The organism is Candidatus Cloacimonadota bacterium (assembly GCA_019429305.1).
Taxonomy (GTDB): domain Bacteria; phylum Cloacimonadota; class Cloacimonadia; order Cloacimonadales; family JAJBBL01; genus JAHYIR01.
In genome coordinates, this window is the sequence record JAHYIR010000005.1 from 85,460 (window position 1) to 100,730 (window position 15,271).

Here is a 15,271-nt window from a genome sequence, read left to right on the forward strand (position 1 = left end):
GGAAAGATTATATGAAAAAGAAGTTAACAATAGTTCTTTATAGATTGATTGATCTTATTGATAGGTTCAAAATACCAATCCCGATTTTTGGTATTGGTTGTGGAGTTTTAGGATTGAGTATCGTTAAAGTTTCACCAAAACTTGGTGAATATGCCTCTCTGTTATTGAAATCTCTCGAATATCGGGGATATGATTCGACCGGGGCTGTTTTTCAGGATGACAAAAAGAACATTGTCTCTATGAAAGATGTTGGAGCACCAAGTACTCTTATAGAGACACTACAGATCAATAAACAACAAGGCAAGATCTTTTGCGGCCAGGTTCGTTGGGCAACTTTCGGCAAGGTTGATAAGATCAATGCCCAACCTCATGAAGTTCATTGTAAAGTTCATCTTTATGGAGCTCATAACGGTAACATAACGAATACTCCACAATTGAAAACATTTCTACTTCATCAGGGTCATAAAATTCTTTCTGATAATGATGGGGAAACGCTTGTTCATACTATTGAGCACTATTTTGACATTGAGCTGGAACGCAGATCTCCCGACAAGAAAGTAGATATTGAAACAAGAAAAAAGTGTTTGAGACAAGCAATTATATCGGCTTCAGAAGCCATGATAGGTTCGTATGCTGCAGTAATAGTTGATCCGGTAACAGAGATGACTTATGGTATAAAATCTGGTAGTTCATTATATTTTGGTATTGGAACAATAGAGGGTGATAATCGATTTTCTCTCGTATCATCAGATCTGACTGCTATTCTCAAATTCACAAAATATCTTGTAGATATGAAAGAGGGTTCGTTTGTTGAATTTAACGGTGATTCATACAAGATTTATGCCTTCAAAGACCTGATGTTTAAAAAGTTAAACCAACCTAATCTACAATATTCCAAGGGAGATATAATCGACACGAAGCCGGTCAGATCTAAGCTTAGAGTTGAAGATACTGAACTGCTGCCTGAGTTTGAATATTTCATGGAACAGGAGATTCACGCGGAAGTTGATACAACCGGTCGTTTGATAAAGATCATCAACGGTGGTTCTAATACCGGACGTAGGATGATTGCCTTCTTAAGAAAGTACAAGATGCAGAGCTTATTCGAGAAGCTGACTGAAGATATTTTGGGAGAAGAGAAGTTCGATAATCAGCAGAAACTCTTTGATTTGTTTATATCAAATAAGCTATCAGATAATTTTCTTAAGAAGATAATAGAGCATTATACAGCCATTTATGATGAGTTGGTAAAAGAGGATTTTGAGAAGAAGTACTTTTTCTCAAGTGAGAAAAATGTCTTTATCGATCTGATTGGCAAAGAGTTTGATAAGAAGAGAATATTGGTAAGCAAAGCACTCGACTCTGTTACTGAGCATAATGATCATAAGAGTTTTGAAACTAAGATCCAAGAGTTTACTTCCCTTGTTGGAAAAACACTTGAGAGTAGCAGAACTATCTATACTATGTCTTGCGGTACTTCTTTTCACGCTACTAAAGTGGGAGCGATGTTCTTTAATGAGATCGCTGGAGTAGAGATCATTCCTGTGCTTCCAGGTGAGTTTCGCGGTCAATACAATAAGTGTCTGCAGAATAATGATGTGGTAATTGGTGTATCGCAAAGCGGCGAGACAAAGGATTTGATTGATATTTTCAACGATATTGACAACATGCCGATCAATATCAATAAAATAGTGCTGGTAAATAATATTAACTCAACACTGGGACAGGAGAAGAGTGATGTTTCTATCCCTATTTACTGTGGGCAAGAAATAGCAGTACCGGCCACCAAGAGTTTTATAAATCAGATCACACTTTTTTACTATTTAGCTATCAGGACTGCTGCAAAGAAACTAGATATGATAGAAGAAGGTAAGTTGAACTCTGAAAAAGCCAATCTTTCCTACAAGAATTTTGAAAAGTACCGTAAATTCTTCCGTGATATTCCACTGCTGATAAAAGAGACGATCGAATCGACAAAAGATCAAATCGACTTTGTTGCCGGTAAGATATACTTGGAACCTTCAATTCATATCTTAGCGACCAAGCTGGTTGGAGTAGCTAAAGAAGGTGCACTAAAAGTTAGGGAAACTGTTCTTAATCATACCGAGGGGCAGGAGGGCTCTGAATTCAAACATGGACCTAACACTATTCTCGGGAAAAATACTATATATGGACTCAAGAATATCAAAGCAATGACCAAATACACCGACAAGATCTCTGATCAGGTTGAGATTTTGGGTATTAAGAGAAAGATTCCTTATGAAGTTCGAAGGGAAGTAACGAAAGCATTAATGAAATACATCTTCGATAAGACATTCCCCTTTCATTTCTCCAAAGAAGCCACAGACCTTTTCAAGGAAATCGTACAAGAATTCAACGTGTTTGATTCTTTGTTCCGTAATTATCCGATCGCCTATATAACAGGACCGGAAGAACGGGATGTTAACTTGACAATTTCACAGATCAATACTCATAAGATCAGAGGAGCAGATACTTTTATCATAGCCGAAGAGAATGAAAAATTGATGGAAAATGCTATGAAGAATCCCAATAGTGATGGCTCTTATTACGGTTGTGGTTATATAATACTACCCAAGACAGGTGATACTTTGATGACGACTTTTTCTGCTACTATTGTTCTACAACTACTGGCATTGAAAATGAGTATCAGAAAGATGCAGTATCTCGATCGCCTTGGTATGCTTGATCACGGAGTACATCCTGATGTTCCAAAAAATGTATCCAAATCAATTACAGTAGATTAACAGGTATTATAATGAAAATCGGCTTAGGTTATGATGTACATCGTCTGATTGAGGGACGAAAGTTAATCCTCGGTGGCGTGGAAATCCCCTTCTCAAAAGGTTGCTTAGGGCATTCTGATGCCGATGTACTTATTCATTCTCTTATTGATGCTTTGTTAGGTGCTCTGGCATTAGGTGATATCGGTAAGTTATTCCCCGACTCTGATGATAAATACAAGGACATCGATAGCAGGATCCTCTTACGGAAATCTTACAATCTGGTAAAAGGAAAGGATTACCAGATCGGCAACATTGACATTACTATCTGTTTACAGGAACCTAAGTTATGTCATTATATTGAGGCAATGCGCAAGAATCTGGCTTCTGACTTAGAGACCGATATTGCTAATATTTCCGTAAAAGCTACTACTGAAGAGGGTTTAGGGATCAGTGGTTCTCAAGACGGAGTTTGTTGCTATTCGGTTGTTCTGCTAAATCCAATATCCTAAACTATTTCAAGATATCTCTATACATTTCTAATCTATATTGATAAGTATTATAATGTGGATCTTTTTCTTTTTTAATCTTGTATTCACTGGTACTGCCAATACTCTTATTAGCCGCTCCCGAAGGTGAGATTAAGATCGAGACACGAAGAAATTTACTTCTGTCTGTTACGATCTCTGAACGATCTTTATCATAATAGACTTGATCTTTAAATGCTCTCATAAACCCACGGAAGACGAAGTTACCGGTGAATATCAAATGATTTATATTCTTGTGTGTGACTAAGAGAGCCGGAATATTTCTGTATTGAGTGGAGTAGAGGGCAATATCACCGGAACAAACTCTCAGTTCTTGCCAATTTCTATATTTGGGTATAGATGCTGGCAGGACATAACATTTATTTACTTTATCATATACTTTTCTGACACATATATCAATGATGTCGGTAACAGCAGTGTTGGTATCAGTTAACCATTCTTGAATAGTATTGAGATTCAGTGGCTCAATCTTATAGATATCAGCGATGATCTTCCAAAAGAGATTCTCATCGCTCCCGTAATAGAAATAAAGATCTCTTGCAGTTTTCGGATTTCTAATCAGGTAATCATTATAGAGTGTATTGATAGGATCGCTGTTATCGTCTTTGATCTTTCTAGTCAGCTTTATCGGAGGAAAACTGCCGATGATCAATCTCTTTGCATTATTAGGTATAAAAGATGGATAGGGATGAACCTCATAAAATAGATCGTTACACGATTTCATAAAAGATCAAATCACCACGTTTGAGACAGGTAGTACAATCTTTCATACAACCATGACAAAGAATAGTATCTTTCTTAACTAAGTTCTTACGGGAAAGCTGTTCCATTATCTGTTCGATAACTTCTTCCCTTTGCTTACTCAAAACGCTCAGGTCACTAAGAGAAATTCTCTTTTTCTCCTTGATGATAGCTAACAATTCGGGAATCACTATAGATCCCTCAATAAAAATTCTATTTCTCGTTTACCGAATCAACATCGGTAAATGCCTTTGTTATTATCTTTTTTGCTATAGATTTAGGGAGAATATATCTTGTAGTATCAAGACAGACGATCATATTGGAATCTGCGGGTTCATTTTTATAGACAGCGATAGTTTTACCGGGATTGAGTCCAATTTCTTTGGTCATCTTATTGGGATTGAAGCTGACGATACATAAAGATCCGGCAGGGCACTCACAGAGAGGGATCTCATTCTTCCCCATAGCTTCCCAAGCAGCTAAAGATTTTCCATGACGTCGCCTACGTCTCATGTGACATCTATCTTGCTGATTACATCCGATGTTGACTTCTTTGATAAGACCATTATCATCATTACCCTTTTTACGAAAAATACTCATTTATATCCTCTTTGTTAATTTTCTTTTACCTATAAAACGCAACAATAGGAAGATTATGACATATAATCCTATACTGATTGATATCCATTGGATAGCACCCTGTGGATTCTCAAAGAAGATGCTGAACTGGTAGAAGAGTGTAGCTATGATCCATGCCAGAATTGTCAGATACCCCACAGAGAAGAGAGTCCATTTAAGATTTGTTTCTCGATAGATAGCACCGATAGCAGCCACACAGGGCATGTAGATCAAGACAAATAAAAGATAAGCAAAAGCGTTATTTCTCCCACCGAAACGTTTTATCATCTCACCTTCGCTTTTGATCTCAAACTCTTCTTCTTCACTTGAAAATCCTTCCGGTATTGCCGAAAATGCCTCTCTAATTCCCTGCCAAAATTGAAAATCCTCTTCCTCGATCTCTTCCTCTCCGCCAAGTGTTTCATAAAGAGTTCCCAAGGTTCCTATGATAACCTCCTTAGCAAAAACTCCGGTAAACAAACCGACAGTTGCCGGCCAGTTATCCTGACTTATTCCCATTGGTGAAAAGATTGGGGTAAGATATCTCCCTGTAGCACTCAAGATCGATTTTTCAGATTCAGCAAAGCGAAACTGCCCGTCAGTACCCAATGAGTTGAGAAAAGAGAGCACGATTACTGCTAAAATAATGACTTTACCCGCTCTGAGGATAAAACTCTTCAATCTCCGCCAAGTATGCATAAAGATTCCGTTCATAGTCGGAATATGATAGAGTGGTAACTCCATAACGAATGATGAAGTCTCTCCTTTGAAGAGGGTGCTTTTGAATATGAAACCGGTAAAAATTGCCAAGAGGATGCCGATCAAATATAATAGAAAGATGATCCTTCCTCCGGTTGCAGGAAAGAATATGGCAGCAAATAGAGCATAAACAGGCAGTTTAGCTCCACAAGACATAAAGGGATTGATGAGGATCGTCAAAATCCTGTCCTTTTCATTCTCCAAGGTTCGGGTTGCCATTATTGCCGGCACATTACAACCAAAGCCAACCAGCATCGGAATGAAAGCTTTGCCGGGTAAGCCGATATAACGCATAAAACGATCCATAACAAAGGCAGCACGAGACATGTAACCCGAATCTTCCAGTATGGATAATGAGAAGAAGATAAAAAATATGGGTGGTATAAAGGTTGATACCGTTCTGATTCCATTCCCTATACCGTGAGCTAAAAAGGTGATCAACCAAGCCGGCGCATTAATCGACATTAATAAATGGGCAAATCCATCGACAAATATAGTGCCGAAGAATCTGTCAAAAAACTCGATAAAGGGTTCCCCGACTCCAATAGTAAGAAGAAAGACCAGATACAGGATCACTAAAAATATCGGTACTCCGAATAAACGATTTAGTACAATTTGATCAATGACATCGGTCAACCCTCTTTGAAAATGGCTCTCTTTATGAATAACATCCTTAGTTAAGCCGTTTATGAAACCGTAACGACCATCGAGCACTACTATATCTGCCTCTTGTCCGGTATGTTTACTGATCTTATGAGAAGCTGCTTGTACATGATCAGCTAACTCTCTATTGGTTAATTCTGAAGCCAAGGGATCGCTCTCCAGAAGCTTTATTGCTAACCAACGACTATCAACGGCATGTTTATCAGCATAAGGCTCAACCTCTTTCTGTAATTCCCCGATTACCTCTTCTACAATAGAATCATAATACACCTTAGTTGGAGATATTGGTGTTGCTTGCATCGCCGACAAAATTGTGTCTTTCAGTTCTTCCAGACCACTCTTCTTACTCGCTATTATAGGAACTACAGGACATCCTAAATGTTGTGCCAAATGTTCTACTTCGATCTTGACTCTTCGCTGTTGTGCTACATCCATCATATTTAGTGCCACAATGAGCGGTCTTTTCATTTCTATGATCTGAGTTGTCAGATAAAGACTTCGTTCTAGATTTGAGGCATCGATAATATTTACGACTAAATCGGGCTCATTATGTAAGATATATTCACGAGCTATCTTTTCATCTAAAGAGTAAGCAGAAAAGGAGTAGATCCCAGGCAGGTCAACAACTTCAATTTTCTGATCTTGATGAATATATTGACCCTCTTTCCGTTCTACAGTAACACCCGGCCAATTACCGACCCGTTGTTTAAACCCTGTCAGAGCATTGAAGAGAGTAGTTTTGCCACTATTGGGATTGCCTGCTAAAGCTATTTTCAAAGTTTTCATAGTATTACATTTTTCCTTATGGCTTTTTGCGACAAAGGGAACAGAGTCCCTTTATTCTCACAGTGTTATCTTGCATGGAAAAACCGTTATGTTTAGCAATACGGTTTAATACCCGCTCTAATTCTTCATCTGTCTGTTCCACTATCCTGCCACAGGCAACACAGAGCAGATGCAGATGATTGGGATGACCATAGATATGCTCATAATGCTCTTTGCTTTCATCACACATAGATTTGCGGATCAATCCTGCTTGTAGCAGATAGGGGAGGGTGCGATATACAGTTGCCAGAGATACATTGCTTTTATTATTACGCATCATTTGATACAACTCCTCTGCATCGAAATGAGAATGAATTGCAAAAACGGCATCTAAAATCGCTTCACGTGGTCGGGTTAACTTCAAACCTCGTGATTGTAAATAATTAATGAATACTTCTCTGTATTCCATTGTATTCATACTCCTTGAACACTCGATAACTTAGGTAACACGATTTTCAAACCACTGAACACTGTCAAGATATAAATGAGAATAATACTCATTTGCATTTCAGCGGCTAAGATTGCTAACTAATTGATTCTGAGGTTAAGCCGATTTTAAATGAGAGCGATATAGGATTTAACTTGTTATGAACCATTAGGAAGGGATATAGTCGGATATATCCGACTATATCCCTTCCTAATGGTTAAATTTAAGAAACACAACTCAAATTGATAAGTTAACTATAGTGTAATGATTAATAATACTGTGAATTGAGTAAAAGTATCGGTTTTCTGGTATTCTGTAATTATAGGTTGATAAGCAAAGACGAGAGTATCGAAAGGTTGACAATCTTTAGATAATAAAATATTTGTTAATCGTGTGATAAGCGATTTTAGTGAGAATAATATAAGAAGGTTATCGTAAAAAATACAACATGTGTATTCTGTGATTTAAATCAATCCTTTTATTGGAGGTAAATATGAGAGAAAGGATGTGCGGTTTTATGGTGTTGATAATCATCTCTCTGTTAGTCATTAGTTGCAGTGAGAAAACAACCGAGCCGGAGAATAGGGTTTCTACACCGGAATTCGATCCACCGGCAGGTATCTATTCTCCACCACTATTTGTTGCTATAACCTGTGAAACAGAAGGAGTAATCATCAGGTATACAACCGATGGTAGTATGCCAACATCGTCATCATCAAGATATACAGAACCGATTGAGATCATAACCCATACACAATTAAGGGCTGTAGCTTTCAAATTCGGCTGGAAGGAGAGTTTTCCCGGTAATGCATATTATGAAATTTATGATATAGTTCCTGATGCTATTCACCCATCAGAAGGTGACGGTACGGAAGAAAATCCTTATCAGATAGCGACACTGGAGAATCTTTACTGGATTAGTGCAAATTCTGATAAATGGAGTAAACATTATATGCAAACTGCCGATATTGATGCTTCAGCAACCAGCGACTGGTTTGATGAACAGGGTTGGTTACCGATAGGATGGTCTCCTACTGATGGTAGATATGGGTGTTTTACGGGAACATATGATGGTCAGGGTTATACCATTGAAGGCTTGTATTCAAATCGCAGTGAAATGAATGGTAATGGTCTTTTGGGTATAGTCAGGAATGCATCAATTCAGAATCTGTTTATGACAAATGTTGATATTACAGGAGATTGGTATGTAGGTGGTTTGGCAGCTATGGCATGTAATTCTGAAATAATAAACTGCCATGTCTCCGGAGTTGTTAATGGTACTCGCTGTGTTGGAGGTCTTGTTGGTAGTGCTTATTTTTACTCAAGAGTTTCCGACAGCAGCAGTAGTGCTTATGTCAACGGAGATGTTGAATCGGGTGGATTGATTGGACGTGCTGATTTTTCTATAGTTGAAAATAGTTATAGTAAAGGTATTGTTGAAGGAAATAGATGGATCGGTGGTTTAGTTGGTACTCTATGGTATTCCTCAATAGTTAATAGTTATTGCACGGGTGATGTAACAGGTGATAGTGTAGTTGGTGGTTTAGTAGGTATGAATGGGAATGTATCTTTGATAACGAACTGTTACAGTACTGGTAGTGTAACCGGTGAAGAGGATACCGGGGGACTAGTTGGAATAACATCAGAAGGAGTTGTTGTGGAGAGTTTCTGGGATTTTGAAACTTCCGGGCAGACTGAAAGTTCAGGTGGAGAGGGAAAAAGTACGGAAGAAATGAAGACTGAGTCCACTTATACGGATGTGGGCTGGGATTTTGATACCATCTGGTCGATAAACGGAAATATCAATGAAGGTTATCCTTATCTACAAAGTAACCTGCCAAACTGAAACTGGGGATTGGATAATCACGTATGTAAATTCCTGATAAAAATTCAAAAATATTGACAATTAAGCCCTATCAAAAATTATTTCAATCTCTATAACTTATGAATTATAAAGCAGATAAGGAGATTGAAAGTAATGTCAGACAAAGTTAAAACAGCGATAACACCAACAAGAAATGAGGATTATCCTCAGTGGTATCAGCAGGTAATCAAGGCAGCGGATTTAGCGGAGAATAGTGAAGTACGGGGCTGTATGGTTATCAAACCATGGGGATATGCGATCTGGGAAAATATTCAGAGCAGTTTAGATGCGATGTTTAAAGAGACGGGGCATCGGAATGCCTATTTTCCCCTCTTCATCCCGAAGAGTTTCTTTGAGAAAGAAGCTGAACACGTCGAAGGATTTGCCAAAGAATGTGCTGTAGTTACTCACAGCCGTTTAGAAGATGATGGTAAAGGTGGTCTTAAAGCAGCTGGCGAGTTAACAGAACCTTTGATAGTCAGACCAACCAGTGAGACGATCATAGGAGCTTCGTTCAGCCGTTGGGTAAGTTCATATCGTGATTTACCTTTATTGATCAATCAATGGGCTAATGTTGTACGTTGGGAATTACGGACTCGACTCTTTTTACGCACTACCGAATTCCTTTGGCAGGAAGGTCATACCGTTCATGCCTCTGAAGAAGAGGCGGTAGAAGAGACTTACCGTATGCTCGATGTCTATGCTGAATTTGCCGAAAAATATCTGGCAATACCGGTAATTAAAGGCGAGAAGACAGCTGGAGAGCGTTTCCCTGGTGCATTGCAGACTTTCTGTATCGAAGCGATGATGCAAGATAGAAAGGCATTACAATCAGGAACTTCGCACTTTTTAGGGCAGAATTTTGCCAAAGCATCAGAGATCAAATTTCAGAGTAAAGAGGGGCGTGAAGAATATGCCTGGACTACCTCTTGGGGGGTATCTACCAGAATGATCGGTGCTTTGATCATGGCACACAGTGATGATGATGGTCTGATCTTACCACCCAGAATAGCTCCTGCTCATATCGCCATTATTCCTATTCATCGCAATGAAGAAGATAGGATAGTAGTAGATAATTATATCAAGAAGCTCTTGCAGGACTTGAAAGGGTTAACTTATCATGACCGTAAGCTCTTAATAGAATATGATACCCGAGATATTAACGGTGGAGAAAAGAACTGGCAGTGGATCAAGAAAGGTATCCCTATTCGTTTGGAGATAGGACCTCGTGATGTGCAAAACGATTCTGTCTTTATGGGACAGCGTACTAAATCTCCCAAAGAGAAGAAATCGATATCAAGGACTGAGTTTGTCAACAATGTTATCTCTTATCTTGATGCAATACAGGAAGAGATCTATAATCGAGCATTAGAGTTAAGAAAGCAACATACCAAAAAAATAGATGATAAAGAAGAATTTTACCGCTTCTTTACTCCCAAGAATGAAGATAAACCGGAGATCCATGGTGGTTTTGCCTTTTCACACTGGTGCGGCAGCACAGAATGTGAAGATAAGATCAAAGATGATCTGAAAGTGACTATCCGCTGTATTCCCTTAGAAGGGGAAAGAGAGGAAGGTATCTGCTTTTTGTGCGGTAAGAAGAGCGAACAACGGGTCTATTTTGCCAAGAATTATTAATTTACTTCGGATTTTGGACTAAAGAGATGAGATTCAGGTTAAATAAGCACGAAGACGAGATTACTTTAGAAGCTTTTCTAAAGGCGGTAGGAGCAAATGATGACTATCAACAAATACGCTTCATGATCAAGGATGGCAAAGTCTGGGTAAACGGAGATAAGGAAATTGCCCGAAGAAGGTTGTTGAAAGCCGGCGATAATGTAGCTTTTGAGGATCGTTACTATATAATATTTCCGCACCGTGAAGAGTATGTCAAGAAACCAAGAAAACCTGAAAAAGATCAGAGAGGTAGTCCTTTTGACGAAAGAATTAAGACCGAAAAGGTGTTGCATCATAAGAAACCGTTACAGTGGTCCGAGAAGAAGGTAGTGAAGAAGGTAAAGAGCAAGACAGATAGCAGTAAAGAGAATAGTTAATGAAATGTAGTACAGCAGTAATATGTATTGGTAGTGAATTACTCTCGGGACGGGTGGTTAACTCGAATCTTTCTTTTCTAGGATTAGAACTGGAAAAAATCGGCTTACCAATTAAGTATTCTGTTATTGTTCCCGATGATGAATCTTCTATTACAGACTCTCTGAATGATTGTTTAAAAAGAAGCAATGTCATTATAACAGTTGGAGGTTTGGGACCAACATCTGACGATATTACCAAAAGAAGTATCGCTCTGTTTCTTGGAAAACCATTGAATTTCAATGAAGAGATTTGGTCATCGACCAATCAGAGATTTGCTCGTAGAGGATTGTCAACTCCCGAGTGTAATCGCAGTCAGGCAGAAGTACCCCAAGATTTTGTTGTTTTAAAGAACGACTTGGGTACTGCCCCGGGTTTATATTATGATCATGGAGAACAGCTTATAATAATGCTACCTGGTGTTCCTACTGAAATGAAGGCATTATTTACTGAGAAAGTAAAACCCTTACTTGTTGATAAATATCATGCAAAATCGTTGATAGTGAGAACTATTCATACGATAGATATTCCCGAATCGCAATTAGCAGACATGATCAAAGATATCAGCCTACCCGATAAAGTTAACTTGGCTTTTTTATCACAGCCGGGCAGGGTTGATCTCCGGATCAGTAGTGCTGATGAAGTTTTGATTAATTCAATTTTTCATTCGCTATGCGAAAGATGTAATCCGAACATCTGGGGATATGATGAAGAGTCATTACCGGGTATAATACACAATCTGATGATCTCCGGAGATTTAAAGCTCTCCATAGCAGAGTCTTGTACCGGTGGTCTTATTCAGGCAAAGTTAACCGATATTCCGGGCGCTTCTGCTTTCTTCAGTGGTGGAGTCGTTACTTATAGTGATCAAGCCAAGATGGATTTGCTGGGTGTCAGTAAGGTTTGTCTGGAGGAATATGGAGCTGTTAGTACCGAAACAGCGGAGGAGATGGCAGAAGGTGTTCGGAAGAAATTCAAGTCTGATATTGGTGCTGCAGTCACCGGAATAGCCGGTCCAACAGGGGGAACTGAAGAAAAACCGGTGGGTATGGTCTGTTTTGCAGTGTCTCATAAAAAGATGATAAAATCGTGGAAAAGAATATTTCCGGGAAATCGGGAATCGATCAGAGAGAATGCTACCTTTTTCCTCTTAAATTTGATCCGCCAAACCTTAATAACAAAAATATAATAAAATGAGAGCTAATCATGTTTAATTTAGTTGAGCATATACGACAAAATTACTATCGTAAAAAAGGCCAGAAACTACTCGTGCAAGGTAAACCGGAGAAGGCATATCTGTATCTGGAAAAAGCTCTAATGTTAGAAGACAATCCGGGAAATATCTATAATTTGGCTCTAGCTCTATTAGCAATGAAGCGATTTGCAGAGGCAGAAAACTATCTTAAGAAAATACTTTCGTCATATCCGGAAAATGAGCTGGCAACTCTGACATTGGCAGAGTTATATATGCAACAAAGAGAGTGGGATCAGGCAAAAGAACTGCTGGTCAAGTTGGTCGAATTTCATCCAACTAATCAGAACTACAAAAAATATTTAGAGAGGATCAGTGATCCGGAACTGAGAGAGAAATACATCAAAGCGAAAGAGTTATTAAACGAATCACAACGACTTTTGGAAAAGAAGGAGATCAAAGAAGCACTCAAGACTCTTCTTGAAGCAGAGATATGTGATCCGGAAAATCCGTATATCCAGAACAATCTCGGATATTTTTATCTAATGCTGGAAAAACAACCAAAGAAGGCACTCACCTATTTTCAGAAAGCTTATCAACTTGAACCGGAAAATCCGAAGTTCCGGCAAAATCTATATCGAGTCAGGAAACAAATCCGCAAATGAAAAGGAAAAGGAAGCTTGTTAAATGGATTTTTTGGATTTTGATCATCTTAATCCTTATTTATAATCCGCTGTCTGCCAGATTGATGACTCTGATAGTGGCCAAAGCACATAATTTAGATACTCAACTCTTCTATCGGTTAGTAGCGGCCGAAAGTTCTTTTCGAACTCTGGCATACTCCCGAAACAAAGCTATCGGATTAGGTCAGGTACAGGTAAATACGGCTAAATATATATTCCCTCAATATGTTGAAGGTATGCTTTGGTTTCCTCCTACAAATCTACATATTTCTGCTATTTATTTTCGATACCTGCTCAATAAATACCGTGATAATGTATCACTCTCTTTAGCTGCCTATAACTGGGGAGAAGCAAATGTTGACAGGAAGATCAAAGAAGAAAGAATAATCATTGATAGCGAAACTAATTATCGCCATCTCTTTAGAAATGTCCCGGAGACCTACTTCTTTATCAAAAAAATACTGGAATAGAAATAACTTTACATGCTTTAAGTGTCTATTATTAATGAAATTAGAAATAAAAAATCATGGAGGAATCATGAAAATTTTCGTACTATTCTTAACCGTAATTGTTACTGCTTTGATCGTTAGCTCTTGTGCCAAAGCAGAAGAGGTTGAATATGATCATCAGATCATTACAGATGGTATCAACCAATTAACTTTCGATATTTTGCCATTGTTGAACAACCAAAACACTTTTTTCTCACCATATTCTATTTCTTCTGCACTGGCTATGACTTATGCCGGAGCAAGAGGAAACACTGAGCAAGAGATGTCTCAAGTACTCTATTTTGCTGAAGATCAGAAGGTTTTCCACCCCTCTTTCCAAAAACTTAATCAAGAACTGGAGAATCGAAAAAGAGAGGGGATAGTTCTCAATAATGCCAATGCTTTGTGGGTTGACTATACAGCTAATCTAAGCAACGATTTCCTTAACCTAAATAATCGTTACTATGGAGCCGGAGCAGAGAGGTTGGATTTCTTTAGAGAAACCGAAGCGAGCAGATTACATATCAATGAGTGGGTTGAAGAGAAGACAGAAGAGAAGATCAAGGACTTACTATCTCCGGGTGATGTAACACCGGATACGAGATTGATCCTGACAAATGCCATATATTTTCTGGGTAGCTGGTTGGAAGAGTTTAATCCTGAAATGACTCGAGAGCAGAATTTCTATGTTACTCCACAACGAGGTACCAGAGTTCCTTTTATGAGAAGAGATGATTCTTTACAATATGTAGAAAAAGCTGATTATCAAATGGTGCAACTTCCATATACAGGGGAAGAACTCGCTATGGTCATAATTTTACCGAAGAAGGATATTCCACTTGCATCAATTATAGAGAACTTGGATAATGATAAGTTTAATGAGGCATTAGAATCGCTTACTATTGAAAAGGTCGATCTTCAGCTACCAAAATTTAAGTTTGAAGCTAAGTACAATATGAAAGATATGTTTAGAAAATTAGGCATGATCGAAGCTTTTTCCGAATATGCTGACTTCACTGCCATGACAAGTGATGAAGAGAGATTCTTTATTGATGAGATCATTCACCAAGCATTTGTCGAGGTTGATGAAAAGGGAACAGAAGCAGCTGCGGCGACAGCTGTAGTGATGAGGACTACTTCTATCGATGGACCTCAACCGATAATCTTTAGAGCTGACAGACCATTCCTCTTCTTTATCAATGATACGGTTACCAATACAATACTTTTCAGCGGAACTCTTATAAATCCACAGAAATAAGAAAAAGTACATTTTTCACAACCCTTAGCGAAGTGTACAACTTGTTTAATTCAGAAAGTACACCTTCCTAAGGGTTGTTTTTTTAACTACTATCTTGAGTGGAAAAACAAGCATTTACGATAAATAACTTGACTAATATTTTTCAATTTACTAGATGTCTCCTGAGATGTATTAGGTTGTTGGTGATTTATATTTTTGAAAAAAAACGGGAGGTTGTTATGAATAAAACACCCGTTACATTGGAGTATATGTGAGAATGTTAAGGTAATATATGAACTCTAACTCTAATAAAAAAGTCAAGTTAATAACTATTTTCTTTTCTACTACCAATTCTTTCAAAAATCTATCAGTAAACTACTTTATCACCCTAAAG

At 38.3% G+C, this 15,271-nt stretch carries 14 protein-coding genes; 9 read left to right on the plus strand and 5 right to left on the minus strand.

Annotated elements, in window-relative coordinates; genetic code table 11:
* Positions 1-11: 11 nt before the first annotated feature.
* Together K0B81_03995 and ispF are read left to right on the plus strand one after the other, a co-directional pair.
* The gene (locus K0B81_03995; GenBank protein MBW6515765.1) at positions 12-2,765 is read left to right on the plus strand and encodes an SIS domain-containing protein; all 2,754 of its coding nucleotides are present in this window, start codon (positions 12-14) and stop codon (positions 2,763-2,765) included.
* 11 nt (positions 2,766-2,776) lie between these two features.
* On the plus strand, positions 2,777-3,253 hold the full coding sequence (gene ispF / locus K0B81_04000) for a 2-C-methyl-D-erythritol 2,4-cyclodiphosphate synthase (GenBank protein ID MBW6515766.1): 477 nt from the start codon (positions 2,777-2,779) through the stop codon (positions 3,251-3,253).
* 1 nt (position 3,254) lies between these two features.
* Here the strand turns inward: ispF and K0B81_04005 are convergent, their stop codons facing one another.
* Genes K0B81_04005 through K0B81_04025 form a run of 5 tightly spaced genes read right to left on the minus strand, consistent with a single transcriptional unit; the run spans position 3,255 to position 7,304 of the window.
* Positions 3,255-4,013, minus strand: coding sequence for a hypothetical protein (locus K0B81_04005; protein ID MBW6515767.1), 759 nt, complete (start codon positions 4,011-4,013; stop codon positions 3,255-3,257).
* Positions 4,000-4,221, minus strand: a complete 222-nt coding sequence (locus tag K0B81_04010) for a FeoC-like transcriptional regulator (protein MBW6515768.1) — start codon at positions 4,219-4,221, stop codon at positions 4,000-4,002. The genes K0B81_04005 and K0B81_04010 overlap by 14 nt, the downstream gene beginning before the upstream one ends.
* A gap of 22 nt (positions 4,222-4,243) precedes the next feature.
* The gene (locus K0B81_04015) at positions 4,244-4,630 is read right to left on the minus strand and encodes a ferrous iron transport protein A (GenBank protein ID MBW6515769.1); all 387 of its coding nucleotides are present in this window, start codon (positions 4,628-4,630) and stop codon (positions 4,244-4,246) included.
* Positions 4,631-6,856, minus strand: coding sequence for a Fe(2+) transporter permease subunit FeoB (gene feoB / locus K0B81_04020; protein ID MBW6515770.1), 2,226 nt, complete (start codon positions 6,854-6,856; stop codon positions 4,631-4,633).
* Positions 6,857-6,872: 16 nt separating this feature from the next.
* Positions 6,873-7,304, minus strand: coding sequence for a transcriptional repressor (locus K0B81_04025; GenBank protein ID MBW6515771.1), 432 nt, complete (start codon positions 7,302-7,304; stop codon positions 6,873-6,875).
* A gap of 511 nt (positions 7,305-7,815) precedes the next feature.
* Here K0B81_04025 and K0B81_04030 point away from each other — a divergent pair.
* From K0B81_04030 to K0B81_04060, 7 genes are all read left to right on the plus strand, one after another.
* Complete coding sequence (locus K0B81_04030; GenBank protein ID MBW6515772.1) at positions 7,816-9,168, plus strand: chitobiase/beta-hexosaminidase C-terminal domain-containing protein; 1,353 nt, start codon at positions 7,816-7,818, stop codon at positions 9,166-9,168.
* A 132-nt stretch (positions 9,169-9,300) separates the two neighbouring features.
* Positions 9,301-10,824, plus strand: coding sequence for a proline--tRNA ligase (gene proS / locus K0B81_04035; GenBank protein MBW6515773.1), 1,524 nt, complete (start codon positions 9,301-9,303; stop codon positions 10,822-10,824).
* 26 nt (positions 10,825-10,850) lie between these two features.
* Complete coding sequence (locus K0B81_04040; protein MBW6515774.1) at positions 10,851-11,240, plus strand: RNA-binding S4 domain-containing protein; 390 nt, start codon at positions 10,851-10,853, stop codon at positions 11,238-11,240.
* Complete coding sequence (locus tag K0B81_04045; GenBank protein MBW6515775.1) at positions 11,240-12,466, plus strand: competence/damage-inducible protein A; 1,227 nt, start codon at positions 11,240-11,242, stop codon at positions 12,464-12,466. The genes K0B81_04040 and K0B81_04045 overlap by 1 nt, the downstream gene beginning before the upstream one ends.
* 17 nt (positions 12,467-12,483) lie before the next feature.
* Positions 12,484-13,134 carry a tetratricopeptide repeat protein gene (locus K0B81_04050; protein ID MBW6515776.1) on the plus strand — a complete coding sequence of 217 codons (651 nt, stop codon included), beginning with the start codon at positions 12,484-12,486 and terminating at the stop codon, positions 13,132-13,134.
* Positions 13,131-13,622 (plus strand): transglycosylase SLT domain-containing protein, encoded by a 492-nt coding sequence (locus K0B81_04055; protein MBW6515777.1) that lies wholly within the window; start codon positions 13,131-13,133, stop codon positions 13,620-13,622. The genes K0B81_04050 and K0B81_04055 overlap by 4 nt, the downstream gene beginning before the upstream one ends.
* Before the next feature lie 67 nt (positions 13,623-13,689).
* On the plus strand, positions 13,690-14,898 hold the full coding sequence (locus tag K0B81_04060) for a serpin family protein (protein MBW6515778.1): 1,209 nt from the start codon (positions 13,690-13,692) through the stop codon (positions 14,896-14,898).
* The last annotated feature ends 373 nt before the right edge of the window (positions 14,899-15,271 follow it).